The 17,113-nt window shown below is 74.5% G+C and carries 18 protein-coding genes; 7 read left to right on the top strand and 11 right to left on the bottom strand.

The genetic code is table 11. The annotated features are described in order from the left end of the window. Positions 1-155: 155 nt before the first annotated feature. The 4 genes from ACL02O_RS02580 to ACL02O_RS02565 all read right to left on the bottom strand — a co-directional run bounded on the left by ACL02O_RS02580 (position 156) and on the right by ACL02O_RS02565 (position 4,323). Complete coding sequence (locus ACL02O_RS02580) at positions 156-1,721, bottom strand: aldehyde dehydrogenase family protein (RefSeq protein WP_412816289.1); 1,566 nt, start codon at positions 1,719-1,721, stop codon at positions 156-158. A gap of 275 nt (positions 1,722-1,996) precedes the next feature. Next, entirely contained in the window at positions 1,997-2,521 is a 525-nt protein-coding gene (locus ACL02O_RS02575; protein ID WP_412816288.1) for an isochorismatase family protein, read from the bottom strand. Between the two features lie 147 nt (positions 2,522-2,668). Then, positions 2,669-3,547: an LPXTG cell wall anchor domain-containing protein gene (locus tag ACL02O_RS02570; protein WP_412816287.1), complete on the bottom strand. Its 879-nt coding sequence runs from the start codon at positions 3,545-3,547 to the stop codon at positions 2,669-2,671. A 50-nt stretch (positions 3,548-3,597) separates the two neighbouring features. Beyond that, positions 3,598-4,323: an LPXTG cell wall anchor domain-containing protein gene (locus tag ACL02O_RS02565; RefSeq protein ID WP_412816286.1), complete on the bottom strand. Its 726-nt coding sequence runs from the start codon at positions 4,321-4,323 to the stop codon at positions 3,598-3,600. A 393-nt stretch (positions 4,324-4,716) separates the two neighbouring features. On the opposite strand from ACL02O_RS02565, the gene ACL02O_RS02560 reads away from it, so the two are divergent. Together ACL02O_RS02560 and ACL02O_RS02555 are read left to right on the top strand one after the other, a co-directional pair. Next, complete coding sequence (locus tag ACL02O_RS02560; RefSeq protein ID WP_412816285.1) at positions 4,717-5,664, top strand: cellulose binding domain-containing protein; 948 nt, start codon at positions 4,717-4,719, stop codon at positions 5,662-5,664. A gap of 237 nt (positions 5,665-5,901) precedes the next feature. Continuing rightward, positions 5,902-6,129 (top strand): hypothetical protein, encoded by a 228-nt coding sequence (locus ACL02O_RS02555; protein WP_412816284.1) that lies wholly within the window; start codon positions 5,902-5,904, stop codon positions 6,127-6,129. A 1-nt stretch (position 6,130) separates the two neighbouring features. Here the strand turns inward: ACL02O_RS02555 and ACL02O_RS02550 are convergent, their stop codons facing one another. Genes ACL02O_RS02550 through bioB form a run of 3 tightly spaced genes read right to left on the bottom strand, consistent with a single transcriptional unit; the run spans position 6,131 to position 7,832 of the window. Next, positions 6,131-6,637: a GNAT family N-acetyltransferase gene (locus ACL02O_RS02550; RefSeq protein WP_412816283.1), complete on the bottom strand. Its 507-nt coding sequence runs from the start codon at positions 6,635-6,637 to the stop codon at positions 6,131-6,133. Between the two features lie 3 nt (positions 6,638-6,640). Further along, a complete protein-coding gene (gene bsaP / locus ACL02O_RS02545) occupies positions 6,641-6,829 on the bottom strand; it encodes a biotin synthase auxiliary protein BsaP (RefSeq protein WP_412816282.1) in 189 nt (62 codons plus the stop codon). Between the two features lie 7 nt (positions 6,830-6,836). Next, a complete protein-coding gene (gene bioB, locus ACL02O_RS02540) occupies positions 6,837-7,832 on the bottom strand; it encodes a biotin synthase BioB (RefSeq protein ID WP_412816281.1) in 996 nt (331 codons plus the stop codon). 189 nt (positions 7,833-8,021) lie between these two features. On the opposite strand from bioB, the gene ACL02O_RS02535 reads away from it, so the two are divergent. From ACL02O_RS02535 to ACL02O_RS02520, 4 genes are read left to right on the top strand one after another with little or no spacing between them, the layout of a single operon-like run. Beyond that, positions 8,022-9,158: an 8-amino-7-oxononanoate synthase gene (locus tag ACL02O_RS02535; RefSeq protein WP_412816404.1), complete on the top strand. Its 1,137-nt coding sequence runs from the start codon at positions 8,022-8,024 to the stop codon at positions 9,156-9,158. After that, positions 9,155-9,895, top strand: coding sequence for a dethiobiotin synthase (gene bioD, locus ACL02O_RS02530; RefSeq protein ID WP_412816280.1), 741 nt, complete (start codon positions 9,155-9,157; stop codon positions 9,893-9,895). Before ACL02O_RS02535 ends, bioD begins: the two co-directional genes overlap by 4 nt. A gap of 54 nt (positions 9,896-9,949) precedes the next feature. Beyond that, the gene (locus tag ACL02O_RS02525; protein WP_412816279.1) at positions 9,950-11,602 is read left to right on the top strand and encodes a sensor histidine kinase; all 1,653 of its coding nucleotides are present in this window, start codon (positions 9,950-9,952) and stop codon (positions 11,600-11,602) included. Continuing rightward, on the top strand, positions 11,599-12,312 hold the full coding sequence (locus tag ACL02O_RS02520; RefSeq protein ID WP_412816278.1) for a response regulator: 714 nt from the start codon (positions 11,599-11,601) through the stop codon (positions 12,310-12,312). Before ACL02O_RS02525 ends, ACL02O_RS02520 begins: the two co-directional genes overlap by 4 nt. An 18-nt stretch (positions 12,313-12,330) precedes the next feature. On the opposite strand, the gene ACL02O_RS02515 is transcribed toward ACL02O_RS02520, so the two are convergent. The 4 genes from ACL02O_RS02515 to ACL02O_RS02500 all read right to left on the bottom strand — a co-directional run bounded on the left by ACL02O_RS02515 (position 12,331) and on the right by ACL02O_RS02500 (position 16,040). Further along, positions 12,331-13,152 carry an ABC transporter permease gene (locus ACL02O_RS02515; RefSeq protein ID WP_412816277.1) on the bottom strand — a complete coding sequence of 274 codons (822 nt, stop codon included), beginning with the start codon at positions 13,150-13,152 and terminating at the stop codon, positions 12,331-12,333. Continuing rightward, positions 13,149-14,081: an ABC transporter ATP-binding protein gene (locus tag ACL02O_RS02510; RefSeq protein WP_412816276.1), complete on the bottom strand. Its 933-nt coding sequence runs from the start codon at positions 14,079-14,081 to the stop codon at positions 13,149-13,151. Before ACL02O_RS02510 ends, ACL02O_RS02515 begins: the two co-directional genes overlap by 4 nt. 117 nt (positions 14,082-14,198) lie before the next feature. Beyond that, complete coding sequence (locus ACL02O_RS02505; protein WP_412816275.1) at positions 14,199-15,362, bottom strand: cytochrome P450; 1,164 nt, start codon at positions 15,360-15,362, stop codon at positions 14,199-14,201. A gap of 9 nt (positions 15,363-15,371) precedes the next feature. Further along, the gene (locus tag ACL02O_RS02500; RefSeq protein WP_412816274.1) at positions 15,372-16,040 is read right to left on the bottom strand and encodes a class I SAM-dependent methyltransferase; all 669 of its coding nucleotides are present in this window, start codon (positions 16,038-16,040) and stop codon (positions 15,372-15,374) included. Positions 16,041-16,238: 198 nt separating this feature from the next. On the opposite strand from ACL02O_RS02500, the gene ACL02O_RS02495 reads away from it, so the two are divergent. Next, the gene (locus ACL02O_RS02495; protein WP_412816403.1) at positions 16,239-17,072 is read left to right on the top strand and encodes a hypothetical protein; all 834 of its coding nucleotides are present in this window, start codon (positions 16,239-16,241) and stop codon (positions 17,070-17,072) included. Positions 17,073-17,113: the final 41 nt, after the last annotated feature.

The following is a 17,113-nucleotide window of genomic DNA, read 5'->3' as shown; positions in this document are numbered from 1 at the left end:
GTCCCGTGCCTCAACGGCGCGGCCCGGGACGACGACCGGCAGGGGGGACCCGCACCGGCGCCGGGCGGATCCCGGCGCCACCTCGGCCGACCTCCGGTACGGAGGACGGTGACACGGCAGGGCCCCCGGTGCGGGGGCCCTGTCCGTGTCCGGGCTCAGGTCGCCGGGTAGCTGCTGTAGTCGGGGAAGTTGCCGTAGAGCCGGCCGTCGCCGCCCACCGTGACCGCCTGCACCAGCAGGTCGCCGCCGACGAACGCGCCCTTCCAGGAGGCGCCCCGGCCGCCGAACGGCTCCTCCCGGTCGCCCCGGGACCGGGGCTTGTTGATGCCCACCTTGAATGCCTGGAGGTCGACCGCGAGCTTGCCGGCCAGCTCCTCGTCGTCGCAGGCCAGCGAGGCGACCAACGCGCCGTTGGAGGCGTTCATCTGGGCCAGCAGCTCGTCGGTGGTGTCCACCACGACGATGGTGTCGACCGGGCCGAACGGCTCGGCGTGCATCAGCCGGGACCGGCCGGGCGGGGCGAGCAGCACCGCGGGCGCCACGTACGCGGAGGTGTCCTGGCCGTCGAGGAAGGGCGAGCCGTCGAGCTTGCCGCGGTGCAGCGGCACCGCGCCGCCGCGTACCGCCTCGTCGACCTTGCGGCGCAGCTCCTCCGCCTTGGCCGCGCTGATCAGCGGGCCGAAGTCCAGCTCGGGCAGCGGGTCGCCGGCCGACCAGTCGTCGGCGACGGCGAGCGGGTGTCCGAAGCGGACCGAGCGGACCACCGGCAGGTACATGTCGAGGAACTCGTCGACCAGTTCCCGCTGGACCACGAACCGGGGGTACGCGGTGCAGCGCTGCTTGCCGTACTCGAAGCCCTTCTTGAGGTGCGCGGCGAGCAGGTCCCACTGGGAGAAGTTCCAGATGCCCCAGGCGTTGAGGCCCTCCTGCTCGATGAAGTGGCGCTTGTCGGAGTCGAGCAGCGCGGCGGCCACCTTGCCGCCGTTGGAGCGACCGCCCACGAACGCCACCGCGCCGATCTCCGGGGCGCGGACCAGGACCTCGGAGAGTTCCTCACCGCTGCCGGAGAGCAGGGTGGCGGGCAACCCGGCTCGGCGCATCAGCGCGTGGGCGACGGTGAGGCAGACCGCGCCGCCCTGGGACGGCGTCTTGGCGATGACCGCGTTGCCGGCGAGCAGCTGCACCAGCTCGGCATGGACCAGCACGCTCATCGGGTAGTTCCAGGAGGCGATGTTGCTGACCGGGCCGGGCAGTGGCTCCCGGCCGTCGGCGAGCATCCGGTCGATCTCCTGCACGTACCAGCGCACGCCGTCCAGGGCGCGGTCCACGTCGGCGCAGGCCAGCCGCCACGGCTTGCCGATCTCCCAGATCAGCAGCATGGCCAGCAGGTCGCGGTGGGCGGCGAGCGCGTCGAGTGCCTCGGTGACCCGGGCCTTGCGCTCGGCGAGCGGGGTCCGCGCCCACTCCCGGTGGTCGGCGGCGGCGTGCGCGACGGCCGTGCGGGCGGTGTCCGCGTCGAGCCGGGCCAGGTTGACCAGGACGGTGTTGTCGACCGGGGTGCGCACCGGGACCGGCGCGCCGACCGCCTGCCACTCGCCTTGTATCAGGTTGTGCAGGCTGGCGGCGTCGCCGGGCGCGGTGCCGAAGGCCTCCGGCGCGGCGGCCACCGCCCGGGCGAGCGTTTCGGACCAGGAGCTGCCGTCGGCGAGTCTGAGAGCCATCGCGATCTCCTCAGGGTTGTCCGGGGAGCGGCGGCGTCGATGGCACCGCTGGTGTCGCGTACTTTCCCGCGCCGCCGAGTGGACCGGCAACCGTACGCTCGTATGCCAGGACACCGGTCCACCGACTGGCGCCGGCAGTGGCGCGTCGCGGCCGTCCGTCACCGGCTCCGACCTGCAAGTACGTCGACAGGCCATTGAAGACAACCGATTATGTGATCCAGCTCCGGGTGGCGTCGACCGGGTTACCCGCCAGTACGGATCAGCCTGCCGGCCGGTCAACCGCGCAACGCCGCGACCGCCTCGGCGGTGGTGCAGACCGCGCCGAGCCGGCGGAAGACGTAGTTCACGGCGAACTCGTGGGCGTGTTCGTCCAGTCCGGACATCGCGTCGTGCGGCAGCACCACCCGGTAGCCCATCTCCTCGCCGATCCGGGCGGTCTGCTCGACCCCGAAGTTGGTGACCAGGCCGCCGATGATCAGCGTTTCGACGCCGCGTTCGCGCAGCGCGGCGTCCAGCCCGGTCTCGTGGAAGGCGCCCCAGCTGTGCTTGACGACCGCCACGTCGCCGTCGCGCGGGGCGACCTCGGGCAGCAGCTCGCTCCCCGCCGGCTGCGGGTCGGGACCCGGCCGGTCGGCGCGGACCACGACGACCGTCGCCCCGGCGGCGCGGGCCGCGTCGGCGAGCGCGAGGCAGCGCTCGACCACCTCGGGGCCGGAGTGCGGGGCGGTGGGCAGGTCCACGATGCGGCGCTGCAGGTCGATCAGGACGAGGGCGGTGCGGGGCGGGTCGAGGGCGTCCATCTCAAGATCATATCCGGGGCGCGGCCGTTCGTGGTCGTTGCTGGAGCGCGCCCGATCCGCTCTCGCCGGCAGTCGCGCCGATCCCGCCCCGATGCGCGCAACCGGCCGCCGGAACGATTCCGACGGCCGGTTGCGCCTGGGCGAACGTCAGCTGGTGAAGGTGATCTTGTCGCGCCTGCGGCGCAGCGTCATCAGGACGACGCCGCCGCCGATCAGGGCGATGCCGCCGAGCGTGATGCTGGTAGCGGCCACGCCGGTGATCGGCAGGCTGCCGCCGCCGTCACCGCCGCCGCCCGTGCCCGGCGAGGCCGAGCCGCCGGGCGGCGTGCTCTCGGTCGGCGGGGTGGTGGTCGGCGTCCCGGGCGGGGTGGTCGGAGGCGTCGCGGCAGTGCAGTTCGGGACCCAGAAGACCTTGTGCTTGACGCCACCCGGCACGCCCTCCGACTCGATGGTCAGCTTGACGTGGTAGCCCTGCTTGGGCTGCTCCTTGTACTTGGTCAGGTCCCAGTCGGACACGTGGTACGTGAAGACCGCGTCCTCATCCTTGCTCCCCCCGCCGGCCGGGGTTGTGCTGATGGTTCTGGTTTCCGCGGGGACCACCTCTGCGCCGGAGCCTGACGGCGGGTGGATGGTGAAGGTGATCTTCGCCGTCTGGCCCTCGTCGAAGTTGAAGAACCTGACCTGGAAGTCGCAGCCGACGTGGGGACGGTTGGCGATGTTCGGGTCGTCGTGGTTGTCGACGTCGAAATTATCGATCTTGACGGTCCCGTTGTTGCCGGCCGGGTCGGTGGCCAGGGCGGGGGATCCGAAAGCGAGGCAGGCCGTGACGGCGGCCGCAGTGGAAGCTACGCGCGTCAGGCGCCGACGCTGTGCCATGAGGAATCCTCTGGGATTGGGTGGGGCGGACGGCACATGATTGCATGAACCGGTACCGATAGCGACATCGAACGATCGGCTCCGGCTGGAGCGGATTGTCAATGGACGCAGGAAATGTTCGCCAAGCCTTGGCGCGTCGTCGTAACGCAAACCGGCCGCCGGACGGGGGTCCGACGGCCGGCCGCGACTGGCGCGTGGGCTCAGCTGGTGAAGGTGATCTTGTCGCGACGGCGACGCAGCGTCATCAGCGCGACGCCGCCGCCGATCAGTACGACGCCGGTGAGCGCGATGCTGGTCGCGGCCACGCCGGTGAGCGGCAGCCCGCCCTGGGTGCCGCCGCTGCCACCCACCGAGGAGCCCGGCGAGGCGGAGGTGTCACCGTTGGGGGACTCCGAGGTCGACGGCGACTCGGACGGGGTCGGCGACTCGGACGAGGACGGCGACGGGGACGGGGACTTCGACGGCGTGGTGCCGGCGCAGGTGTGGCTCAGGTTGAACTTGTCCCCGGTGCCGCTGATGACGGCGCTGCCGTCGACCAGGGTCCAGCCCGCCGGCGTAAAGACGTAGGCGTGGATGGTCTGCGGGTCGTTGCCGCCGGTCGAGTAGAGGTAGTCCGGGTACGCGTCGGAGGCGTCCGGAATCTTGATCTCGACCTGGCCGGTGCCGTCGTTGAAGGTCAGCGTGAGGGTCTCGAAGCTGCCGGCGTCCGAGCCGGGCAGGACGAAGTGCCAGCCGTCCTGGTTGTCGCCCAGGCTGGCGAACCGCTCGTCGTCGCACTCCTGTTGGAAGTTGGCTGCGGTCGAGCCCTTGTGGCTGGGGTTGAGCGGCACCGTGCTCGACGCCCAAGCCGGGCTGGCGAAGGCGAGGAGGGCCGTGGCGGCAGCTGCGGTAAACGCCGCGCGCGTCACGTGCCGACGCTGTGGCATGAGTAATCCTCCGAGATCGGGAGAGGTGACGGCACATGATCGCACGAAGATCCGGCGATGAGGTCATCCGACGAACGGGCTGAACTGGGAGGACTTGGCGTCCGACACGAAAAGCCAAAGCGAGACTTAATCGGACCGGCGGCGTGTCCATGTAACGCGGCGGAGGCTTTCGGCGCTGCGCCGCCTCCGTGGCGACGGCGCCCGTCTTCACAAACCGGCGGCCTTCACATTACATTGTCGACCATCCATGGGAGCGCTCCCGCATTCCCGTGAGGCCACCCCACCACCGCCGGCAGCACCGACCACCGACGTCTTCCCGTCCGGTCGAGGCCGCCCGGCGGCACCGTCCACAGGAGCTCGCCATGCCCCACCCGATCCCGCCGCCACGCGGCCGTGGCCGTGCGGGTGTGGGGCGAGGAGCCCGGTCCGGCCACCCCGGACACCACCGCGCCGAGCACGCCCGGCACCCCGGTCGCCTCGAACGTCACCGCCGCCGGGCTCACCCTGACCTGGCCCGCCTCCACCGACACCGGCGGCAGCGGCCTGGCCGGATACGAGGTCACCCGCACCGAGGCCGGCACGAGCCCGGTGCTGCTCACCGCCACCAGCAACACGCTCGCCGTCTTCGGGCTGCTGCCCGAGCGGACGTACCAGTTCAGCGTGGTCGCCCGCGACGGCGCCGGAAACCGCTCCGCGGCGTCGCCCGCGGCGTCGGTGACCACCCCGGCTCCGGACACCACACCGCCCACCGCCCCCGGCACGCCCACCGCCTCGGCGGTCGGCCCGACCGGGCTCACCCTCGCCTGGGGTCCGGCCACCGACAACATCGGCGTCACCGGCTACCGCGTCCACCGGTCCGGCGACGTCCTCGTCGGGTCGACCACCGGCACCACGCTCGCGGTCACCGGCCTGACCGCGTCGACCACGTACTCCTTCACCATCGTCGCGGTGGACGCGGCCGGCAACGTCTCCCCGGCCTCCCCGGCGGTCACCGTGACCACCGCGGACCCGCCGGCCGCCGGCGGCTGCGCGGTGACCTGGGCGACGAACACCTGGGACACCGGCTTCACCGCGAACATCACCGTCACCAACACCGGTACGGCCGGGATCAACGGCTGGACCCTTGCCTTCACCTTCCCGAACGCCGGGCAGCAGGTGCGCCAGGGCTGGTCGGCGAACTTCACCCACATCGGCACGGCGGTGACCGCATCCAACGTCGCCTACAACGGGACGCTCGCGCCGGGGGCGTCGACCAGCTTCGGCTCCAACGGCACCCACACCGGCACCAACCCGAAGCCGACCGCCTTCACCCTCAACGGCTCCCCCTGCACCGTCTCCTGACGGGATCGTTTTGCGATCTTGGACGGTTGTCGTTCCTCCCGAGCGGCAACTGTCCAAGGTTCCGGGCAGTCGGGGGTTGCGGCGTCGCGGTGTCGCACCTGGTGCCGACGGCCGGCTGGCCGCTGCCCGACGGCCTGGTACCCGCGATCTACTGGTGGATCGTCGAGGGCGACGACGTGCTCGGCGCCATCTCGCTGCGGCTGCGGCTCAACGACTTCCTGCGCGACGCAGGCGGCCATGTCGGCTACGGCGTACGCCCGCCGGCCCGGCGGTGGGGGGGCGACCTTCGCGCTCGGCGCGGCGCTCGCCGAGGCCGCCCGGCGGGGTATCGACCCGGTCCTGGCCACCTGCGACGACCGCAACACCGCGTCGGCGCGGACCATCGAGCGGCACGGCGGTGCGCTGGAGGACGTCCGCGACACCGAACTGGGCCGGATCCGGCGCTACTGGATCGCCACCGGCTGACTCAGTCAGCGAGTTCGTGGGCGAGCAGGTCCATCAGCAGGGCGTCGTGCCAGCGGCCGTCCGGGCCCCGCTCGTAGCGGCGCATGATGCCCACCGGGCGGAAGCCCACCTTCGCGTACGCCCGGATCGCGGCGGTGTTCGCCGCCGCCGGGTCGATGGTGAACCGGTGGTGGCCGTACTCGTCGACCAGGTGCCGGGCCAGGGTGCGGATGGCGTCCCCGCCGAGGCCGGCGCCGCGTGCCGCCGGGTCGAGGAAGATGTCCAGACTGGCGTGGCGGTAGTCCGGGTCCGTCTCGGCGTACCACTGGATCGCGCCGACCAGCCGGCCCTCGTGCTCGATGGCGTACACGGTCAGTTCGTCGTCGGCCAGGTCGGCGCGGACCGCCGCGGCCAGGTCGTCGCCGCCGCGCCACCAGCGGCGCACCTCGGGGGTGGCCCGGATCGCCGCGAGCGCGGGCACGTCGTCCTGGGTCACCGGCCGCAACGCCACCACCCGCCCGCGCAGCACGGGTCAGCCCCGGATCTCGCCGTGCTCGACGCAGACCGCCGACCAGCCGGCCGGCACGACCTGCACCTTCATCCGGCGGCGGCAGTGCGCGCAGTAGCGCGGCGGCTCCAGCGCCCGCGCCGACGCGCACGCCTCGTGCGGCACGGATGCCTCCGCACCGCAGCGGTCGCACCACAGCTCGGTCAACGTCATCTCCGCCTCACAGGGTCGCCGACAGCGCCTTCACCGGCATCTTCAAATCATCGAGGAGCTTCAGGTCGTCGGTGGCCGGCCGGCCCAGCGTGGTCAGGTAGTTGCCGACGATGACCGCGTTGATGCCGCCCAGCAGGCCGTCCCGCGTGCCCAGGTCGCCGAGGGTGAGCTCCCGGCCGCCCGCGTACCGGAGGATGGTGCGCGGCATGGCCAGCCGGAACGCGGCGATCGCCCGCAGCGCGTCCTTGCCCTCGACCACCGGCCGGTCGGCCAGCGGCGTGCCCGGGCGCGGGTTGAGGAAGTTCAGCGGAACCTCGTGCGGGTCCAGCTCGGCGAGCTGCGCGGCGAACTCGGCGCGCTGCTCGACCGTCTCGCCCAGGCCGAGGATGCCGCCGCAGCAGACCTCCATGCCCGACTCGCGGACCATCTTCAGCGTCTCCCAGCGCTCCTCCCAGGAGTGCGTGGTGACCACGTTCGGGAAGTAGGAGCGGCAGGTCTCCAGGTTGTGGTTGTAGCGGTGCACGCCCATCTCGACCAGCTCGTCGACCTGCTCCTGGCTGAGCATGCCCAGCGACGCGGCGACCTGGATGTCGACCTCCGCCTTGATGGCGGCCACACCCTCACGCAGCTGCTTCATCAGCCGGGCGTCCGGGCCGCGCACGGCGGCCACGATGCAGAACTCGGTCGCCCCGGTCGCCGCGGTCTGCCTGGCCGCCTCGACCAGCGCGGGGATGTCCAGCCAGACCGACCGGACCGGCGAGGTGAACAGGCCGGACTGCGAGCAGAAGTGGCAGTCCTCGGGGCAGCCGCCGGTCTTCAGCGAGACGATGCCCTCGACCTCCACCTCCGGGCCGCACCAGCGCATCCGTACCTCGTGGGCGAGCTGGAGCGCGGCGGGCAGGTGCTCGTCGGGCAGGTTCAGCACGGCGAGGACACCGGCCTCGTCGAGGCCGACGCCGTTCTCCAGCACCTGGGTCCGGGCCTGGTCGAGGATCTCTGGCATGGCTCGTACCCTACAAGGCCGTCCAGCTGGCCGGAAACGGCCGCGTACGCCCCTCGATCCGGCCGCGACCAGCGGTCCTGCGGCTCCGGCGAGCCGGACCGCGCCACGCCGCGGTGTGTCCGGCGGGTGGTAACTTCGCCCGGCGGAAGTGCCCCGACGGGGCGACGGTCGGCGGAAGGGTACGTGACGGTGGCGGACTGGCTGGCGGCCCTGGACCGCCGCGCCGAGCTGCGGGCCAAGGCGGGACTCACCCGTGTCCTGCGCCCGCGCGCCGCCGGCGCCGCCGTGGTCGACCTGGCCGGCAACGACTACCTCGGCCTGGCCACCCACCCGGAGGTCACCGCCGCCGCCGCGCGGGCGCTGTCCGCGTACGGGCTGGGCGCGACCGGGTCGCGGCTGGTGCGCGGCTCCACCGACGCGCACCACGGGCTGGAGGACGCCCTCGCGAACTGGCTCGGCACCGACCGGGCGCTGGTCTTCTCCTCCGGCTACCTGGCCAACCTGGCCGCCGTCCGGGGGCTGGTGCAGCCACGTACGCTGCTCGTCTCCGACGCCCACAACCACGCCTCGCTGATCGACGGCTGCCGGATCTCCGGTGCGGAGACCGTGGTGACCCCGCACGCCGACGTCGACGCGGTCGCCGCCGCGCTGGCCGCCGCGCCCGGCCGGCCGGCGGTGGTGGTCACCGAATCGGTCTTCTCCGTCGACGGCGACCTCGCACCGTTGGCCGCGTTGCACGCGGTGGCCCGCCGGCACGGCGCGCTGCTGCTGGTCGACGACGCGCACGCGCTCGGCGTCACCGGCCCGGCCGGGGCCGGCGGGGTGTCCGCCGCCGGCCTGTCCGGCGAGCCGGACGTGGTGGTCACCGCCACCCTGTCCAAGGCGCTCGGTGGGGCCGGCGGCGTGGTGGCCGGTCCGGCGGAGTTCGTCCGCCACCTGGTGGAGACCGGCCGGACGTTCATCTTCGACACGGCCCTGCCCCCGGCGGTGGCTGCCGGCGTGCACGCGGCAGTGCGGCTGGCCCGGGCCGGCGACGAGTTGCGCGCCGAGCTGGCCGGGCGGGCCACCCTCGCGGTCCGCCGGCTCCGCGCGGCTGGGCTGGAGGTCTCCGCGCCCGACGCGGCGGTGATCTCGGTGACCGCTCCCGGCCCGGAGGCGGCGACCGCGTGGGCGGCCGACTGCCGGGACCGGGGCGTCGCGGTGGGCTGCTTCCGACCGCCGTCCACCCCGGACGGCCGCTCCCGGCTCCGGCTGACCATCAGCGCCGGGGTGCCGCGGGCGGACTTCGAACAGGCCCTCGACGTGATCGTGGAGTGTGCGCCATGAGCAACGGCGACGGCAACGGCTGGACCGGGCCGGTGCTGGTGACCGGCACGGACACCGAGGTGGGCAAGACGGTGGTGACCGCGGCGATCGCGGCGGCCGCGCAGGCCGCCGGGCTGCGGGTCGCGGTGGTCAAGCCCGGCCAGACCGGTACGGCCACCGGCGAACCCGGCGATGTCGACTCGGTGACCCGGCTGGCCGCCCCGCTCACCGGCCGGACCCTGGCCAGTTACCCCGACCCGCTCGCCCCGCTCGCCGCGGCCCGGGTTGCCGAGCTGGAGCCACTGGAGCTGTACACCGCGGTCGACGCGATCCGCGAGGAGGTCGACAAGCACGACCTGGTGCTCGTCGAGGGGGCCGGTGGGCTGCTCGTGCCGATGGGGCTGCGGCCGTCGGGCGAGCCGTGGACGGTGGCCGACCTGGCGGTGTCGCTGGGCGCGCCGGCGGTGGTGGTCGCCCGGGCCGGCCTCGGCACGCTGAACCACAGCGCGCTCACCCTGGAGGCCCTGGAACGCCGGGCGATCCCGGCGGGCGTGGTCATCGGCGCCTGGCCGGCGGAGCCGGAGCTGGTGCACTGGCTCAACCTGTCCGACCTGGTGCCGAAGTTGCTCGGCGCGGTGCCGACGGGCGCCGGCGCGATGGACCCGGGGGTGTTCCGCCGCTCCGCCCCGGGCTGGCTCACCCCGGCCCTGTACGGGGTGCTGGACGACTGGCGGTCCTGGGCCGAGGACGCCGGCTGATCACCTGACTTTCGTCGGTGTCGGGCCGCAACGGCCGTCGGTAGCGTGACCGTCGTGGAGTTCCGCGACGTGGACGGCCCGTCGACCTGTCGGAGGTGGGTCGGTGACCTGCTGCTCTGGGCCGCCGTCTCCGCGCCGGTGGCGTACGCGGGGCTCACCCCACCGTGGCCGTGGCATGCGGTGCTGCTGCTGATCGGGTCGTTGGCGCTACTCGCCCTCGCGGTGGCGGTAGGCCGCCGGCTCCCGCTCGCGGCGCTGGTGGCGGTGGTGCTCGGGTCGCTGCTGGACGGCAACTTCGTCTTCGCCATCCCGGTGTTCAGCTACCTCGCCGGGCGGCGCAGCGCCAGCGCCGGCCGGGCGGCGGTGGTGTTCGGGGTGATCGCGGTCGCCGGGACCGCGCTCAACCTCGGCCTGCTCGGCACCGGTCCGGCGACCTGGTTCCTGCTCGCCTCGGTGCTGCTCTTCGCCGGGGTGTTTCCCTGGCTGCTCGGCCGGCTCCGCCGGCAGCAGCGGGCACTCGTCGAAGCCGGTCGGCGGCACGCCGAGGTGGAGGAGCGGGAGCGCCGAGCCGCGGTCGAACGGGTCCGGCTGCGCGAGCGGACCCGGATCGCCCAGGACATGCACGACTCCCTCGGCCACGACCTGAGTCTGATCGCCCTGCGCGCGGCCGCTCTGGAACTGGCCGTCGACCTGACCCCTGCGCGTCGGGCCGCGGCCGGCGAGCTGCGGGCCAGCGTGGCCGCCGCCACCGAACGGCTGCACGAGATCGTCGGGGTGCTCCGCGACGAGCGGTCCGGCTCGCCACACCCGGCCGGCGACACCGTGGCGGAGTTGGTGGACGGGGCGCGGGACGCCGGGATGGCGGTCACGCTGTGTGCCGGGCCGAGCGAGGTCGAGTTGCCGCCGCTCACCGGGCACGCCCTGCACCGGGTGGTTCGCGAGGCGCTGACCAACGCCGCCCGGTACGCCCCCGGCGCCCCGGTTACCGTCACCGTGAACCGCACCGGGGGCACGGTCGCGGTCGAGGTCGTCAACGGGCGGGCGCCGGCTGGTCCGTTGCCCGGGCCGGCGTCGCACGGCTCCGGGCTGCTCGCGTTGCGCGAGCGGGTACGCCTCGCCGGGGGTGTCCTGGACGCGGGGCCGCGGGATGGCGGCTTCGTGGTGTCCGCGCGGCTGCCGCTGACCTCCGGCCCCGCCGTCCCGACGGCGTTGAGCGAAGTGCCGGCAGGCAATCCCGCGACGGCCGAGGCGTCGGGCGACGTCACCGGCGCCCGGGTGCCGGCGGTCAGCTCGCCGGCCCGCTCCACAGTGGGGGAGTTCGACGACGGCGAACTCGTCGCCGGCCGGGTCGCGTACGACCGCCCGGCCGAGGCGGCGCGGCGGCTGCGGGACGCCCGGCGGGGGGTCCGGCGCAGCCTGCTGGCGGCGTTCGGTGCCCCGGCCGTCCTCGGGCTGGTGCTCGGCCTGGTCTACTACCCGCTCGCCACGGCGGGCGCCGTGCTCGACCGGTCCGGGTACGAGCGGCTGCGCGTCGGCGACGCCCGGGACCGCCTCGGGCTGCCCGAGCGGCAGGCGGAGCCGCCGACGGCGGATGCCCCCGCTGGCTGCGAGTTCTACACCGACGGCAACTTTCCCTTTGCGGAGCCGACCTGGCGGCTCTGCTTCTCCGACGGCCATCTGGTGAGCAAGGAGCGGATCGCACGGTGACCGACGACCACGGAAGACCCCTGCGGGTAGTGCTCGCCGACGACGAGGCGATGGTCCGGGCGGGGGTACGCGCCATCCTGGCCGCCGATCCCGGTATCGAGGTGGTCGGCGAGGCCGGGGACGGCCGGGCCGCCGTCGAGCTGGTCCGCGCCCACCGGCCGCGGGTGGCGCTGCTGGACATCCGGATGCCGCGGTGGGACGGGATCGGCGCGGCGGCGGAGATCCGCCGGCTGGTGCCGGGGACCGCCACGGTCATGCTCACCACGTTCGGCGAGGACGACCTGATCGCCCGGTCGCTCGGGCACGGGGCGAGCGGCTTCCTGCTCAAGTCGGGCGACCCGCGGGAGCTGCTCGCCGGCATCCGGGCGGTGGCCGACGGCGGGGCGTACCTGTCGCCCCGGGTGGCCCGCCGGGTGATCGAGCTGAGCGGCGGGCGGATGGCCCGGGCCCCGGGTGCCCGGGACCGGCTGGCCGGCCTGACCGACCGGGAACGGGAGGTACTGGCGCTGGTCGGGGCGGGACTGTCCAACGCCGAGATCGCTCGCCGCCTCCACCTGGTCGAGGGCACCGTGAAGAGCTACCTGACCAGCATTTTCACCCGGCTCGACGTGCGCAACCGGGTGCAGGCGGCGATCCTCGCGTACGAGGCGGGGCTGGTTCCGCCCGACCGGCTGACCAGCCCCGCCCCGGGGTTCACGCGGGGCGCCTGACCACCCGCGCCCCGGTGTTCACGCGTCGCGGCGGGCCATCGCCCACCTGCCGAGGGCCAGCGCCGCAGCCGTCCAGCCGGCGAGCAGCAGCAGCCCCACGGCCGCCGGGTACGGCTCGGTGTCCCCGGTCAGGAAGTGGTTGCCGGCCACCCCGGGAAAGGCGTCGGCGATCCGGGTCAGCACGGCGATCCCCGGCTCCTGCAACGACAGCGGCACGATCATCAGCAGGGCGAGGAGCACGGTCAGGGTGAGCACCGCGCCGCGCAGCGCCGCCGCCAGGCCCAGCGCCAGCACCCCCACCAGCGCCAGGTACGCCGCCGAGGCGACCACGTCGCGCGCCGTCGCGCCCAACGGGGCGCGCCCCCACTCGCCCAGCACCGGCCGGGCCGCCGCCGCGCCGATCCCGCCGAGCAGCAGCCCGACGAGGAACGTCGCCGCGCCGACCACGACCGCCTTGGCCAGCAGCACCCGCCCCCGAGACGGGGTGCAGCGCAGCGTGGTGCGGATCGTGCCGGTGGCGTACTCGCTGGTGATGGCGAACAGCCCGAGGGCGAGCACGACGTACTGGGTCAGTTCCAGCGAGCCGGTCACGATCTCGCCGGCTCCGACGATGCCCGGGTTCACCGTCGGGTCGTCGTCGGTGTTGTCGTTGACCGCATAGATGGCGAGCTGGGCGGCGGTGGCGGCCATGGTCAGCGCCCCCGCCAGCACCGTCCACCAGGTGGACCGGACAGACCAGAGCTTGGTCCATTCGGCGGCCACCGCCCCGGTGAACGGGCCGCTGGTCGGAGCGAGCCGGCCGGCCGGCCGGGTTGGGGCGGCGGTGGGCAGGGCGGTCATCGGGTCCCGCCTCCGTTCGGGCCGGCAGCGTACTCGACGCTGTCGGCGGTGAGTTCCAGGAACGCCTCCTCGAGCGAGGCGGCCGCCGGGGTCAGTTCGTGCACCCGGACCCCCAGCTCGTACGCCAGGTCGCCGACGCGGGCGGCGGTGGCGCCGGTGACGGTCAGCCCGTCGCCCTCCGGCGCCACGGTCGCCCCCTCGGCGGTCAGCCTTGCTCCCAGCGTCGCCAGGTCGGCCGGCTCGGCGGCGCGTACCCGGACCGAGGCGACCGGGCGGGCGGCGATCAGCTCGGCCAACGGCGCGTCGGCGATCAGCCGGCCGCGCCCCAGCACCACCACCCGGTCGGCGGTCTGCTGCATCTCGCTCATCAGATGGCTGGAGATCAGCACGGTTCGTCCCTCGGCGGCGAGGCTCCGGCTGAGCCGGCGAATCCAGCGCACGCCGTCCGGGTCGAGGCCGTTGACCGGCTCGTCGAGGAGCAGCACCGGCGGGTCGCCGAGCAGCGCCCCGGCGATGCCGAGCCGCTGGCCCATACCCAGCGACAGTGCCCGTCCCGGCTTGGCGGCGGCGCCTTCGTCCAGCCCGACGAGGTCGAGCACCTCGTCGACCCGGCGGGCCGGGATGCCGTTGCTGTGGGCCATGGCGCGCAGGTGCGCCCGGGCGGGGCGGGTCGGGTGGATGCCGGTGGCCTCCAGCAGCGCGCCCACCTCGTACAGCGGGTGCCGCAACGTCCGGTAGGGCCGGCCGTTGACCAGGGCCTGGCCGGCGGTCGGCTGGTCCAGCCCGAGCACCATCCGCATGGTGGTGGACTTGCCGGCGCCGTTGGGGCCGAGGAAGCCGGTCACCTGTCCCGGCCCGACTTCGACGGTGAGATTGTCGACCGCGGTCGTCGTCCCGAACCGTTTCGTCAACCCACGCAATGTGATCATGCGCCGACGGTAGGGAGCGGGGCGGTGGTCGCGCCGCCGCCGATCGGCGGCGGTCCGCCCTGACTTTTGTCAGGTCGTCGGGCCCGCAGGGAAGGTCCGGGCCTCCACCGGCGCGGGTCAGGCCCGGCGGATCACGAACGCGTCGGGCATCCGGAAGGTGAGGTTGTCCGGGCACCACGGCGGGCGGACCACCGTCACCCCGTCGAGCAGCTCCGCCGCCTCGGCGACGACCACCGCCGCCTCCATCCGGGCCAGCTGTGCGCCCACGCACCGGTGCGCCCCCGCCCCGAAGGCCAGGTGCCGGCGGGAGCCGCGCTGCCCGGGCCGGAACTCGTCCGGCGCGGCGACCACCGCCGCGTCGCGGCCGGCCCGGGCCAGCCACGCCACGATGCTGGTGCCGGCCGGGACGGCGGTCCCGCCCAGCGTGGTGTCGACCGCGGCGACCCGGCGCCAGGTGACGATCGGCGGCTCCAGTCGCAGCCCCTCCTCGACCACGTCGGCGACCGTGACCTCGCCGCCGCGCAGCCCGGCCCGGACCTCCGGTTCGCCGACCAGCCGGTGCAGCAGCAGGGTGAGGAACTGCGAGGTGGTCTCCTGGCCGGCGACCAGCAGGAAGAAGAGCGCGCCGACCACCACGTCGGGGGAGTGCCCGGCGGCCCGCAGCCGGGCGGCCAGCCCGCCGCCGGTGGCGGCGAAGGCGCGCAGCACGGTGTGGAACCGCCCCACCTCGGCGGCGAGGGCGAGCTGCCGCGCCCCGTCCAGCGGGGCCCAGAACAGCTCCAGCGCGGCGCGGGCGAAGTCCTTGACCGCGCCGACCGGGGCGTCCGGCAGCTCCACCAGCCGGGCCAGCACCAGCAGCGGCAGGTCGGCGGCGAGTTCGGCGTACAGGTCGACCGGCTCGCCCGCGTCGAGGGCGGTGGCGAGCCGGATCACCCGCTGCCGGACCAGGTCGGTCAGCCAGGGCTGCTGTGCGGCCACCCGGTCGGGGTGCAGCGCGTCGGCGACGATGGCCCGGATCTCCGGGTGGCTGGCCGACGAGTTGTTGGCCAGCGTCGGTGGCAGCCGGAACCGGTGGCCGGCCAGGACCCGCAGGGCGGCCACCGGGATCGGCGTCACCGCGTCGAGGGCGTTGTCCGGCCGGAACGTCTCCGGGTCGGTGAGCAGCCGCCGGACCAGGGCGTGCCGGGTCACCACCAGGTGCGGCACGCCGACGTGGTCGACCACGGTCGCCACGTCCGGCCACGGACCGTCGACGGACTCCCCCCAGCCCCGGAACAGCACGGCGACACGCTAGCGGGCGGCTCCCGGCGGAGCCGGATCCAGCTCCCAGACGGTGGTGTGCTTCACCCGCATGCTCTCCAGCGCCTCGGTCACCGGCACGTCGTACGCGGCCAGCTCGTGGAAGCGCTCGCGGGGCAGGAACGCCCGGCCCGGGTCGCCGACCAGCACCCGGGCCCCGGACCGCGCGGCCCGGAGCAGGAAGCGCAGCATCCGCCGGGCCATCGCGTCGCTGTAGAAGACGTCCCCGGCGAGGACCACCTCGGCGTGGCCGGCGTCGCCGTCCAGGATGTCGCCGAGTTCGGCGTCGACGCGTACCCCGTTGGCCTCGGCGTTGAGCGCGACGGCCGCGACGGCCCGCTCGTCGACCTCGACGGCCCGCACGGCGGCCGCGCCGGCGCGGGCGGCGGCGATGGCGACCAGACCGGAGCCGGAGGCGAGGTCGAGCACCCGCCGGCCGGCGACCAGCTCGGGACGGTCGGTGACGTAGCGGGCGAGCGCCTGCCCGCCGGCCCAGGCGAAGGCCCAGAACGGTGGGGGTTGGGCGCTGCGGAACTCGCCCTCGGTCAGTTCCCAGAGGCCGATCGGCTCGTCGGCCTGGTGCAGCCGCACCTCGGGGACGAAGGCGACCGGCGCGAGTCGGGCGTGCAGCCGGACGAAGGCCGCGGACAGGTCGGACACCCGGTGATTCTGTCGTACGCCGGGCTGCCGCCCGCCGGCGATCCCGGGCGTGTCGCGGGGTGGCCGTGAGTGGTTCACCACTGTCCGTGATAACGGCCCTCGCGGTTGGCGGTCCGTGCGAACACGCCCGTCTACCGGCCGGTCGGTGACGCTCATAGCGTTCCCGGTGGACGCGACCGACGGGAGGGCGGGGCGGTGGTGAACGGGTGGCGGTACGCGCTGCGGATCGGAGTGGTGTTGACCTGCCTGTCCGGGGCGGGCCTCGGTGTGGCCGCGCCGGCCGGGGCGGCGGCCGCGTTCTCCACCGAACTGAGCGGCCTGCCGGACGAGTTCATCGCCGGTGACCGGGTGGAGACGCTCTCCGCGGTGGTGTCCCGGTCCGACGGCGGCGGCTGTGTCAGGGTGCGCTGGTCGATGCTGCTGGAGGTGCAGGGCCTGCGGCTGGACCAGGTCAAGGTGGACCGGGTGGAGGAGAGCGGGTCGTTCCCGCTGGAGATCCGGACCGAGGGGGACGTGGCCCGGTTGACGGACCGGGAGTTGGATCCGGGCCTGCTCTGTCCGGGCCGCACGGTCACCGCCCGCTACCGGGTGGCCTTCGCCGAGGACGTCACCCGGGGCCGGGTGAGCTTCGCCGCCGAGGCGTACGACCAGAGCCTGCGACTGCTGGCCCGGCGGAGCGCCTCCCGGCAGGTGGTGGGGGAGGGCGCCGGGGCCGACCCGACCGAGGTGGCGCCGGAGCCGACGGCGGGCGCCGCCGAGCCGACCGGCCCGGCGACGGAGGAACCGGCGACCGGGGACCCGGCGGACGCCCCGCCGGGCGGCGAGGCGGTGGCCGAGCTGCCGCCGCCCGGCGCGGCCGGCCGGGCGGTCTCCTCCTCGGGCGGCTTCGGCGTGGTCCAGGCCGCCTTCCTCCTCGGCGGCCTGCTGGTGTTCCTTGGTGCCGGGCTGCTGCTGCGGATGCGCCGCCTGCTGCGCACCGAGGCGGTGGCGGAGGGTCCGGGCCGGCCGGCCGCCCGGAAGCGGTGGCGGTAGGGGGTACCGCGCGCCGATCGGGGCCGGGAGGGACCTCCCGG

Origin of the sequence: Micromonospora mangrovicola, assembly GCF_047200535.1 — a bacterium.
In the GTDB taxonomy this organism is placed as follows: Bacteria; Actinomycetota; Actinomycetes; order Mycobacteriales; family Micromonosporaceae; genus Micromonospora.
Note: the sequence above shows the minus strand (reverse complement) of the source record. Positions and strands in the feature narration are given on the sequence as shown.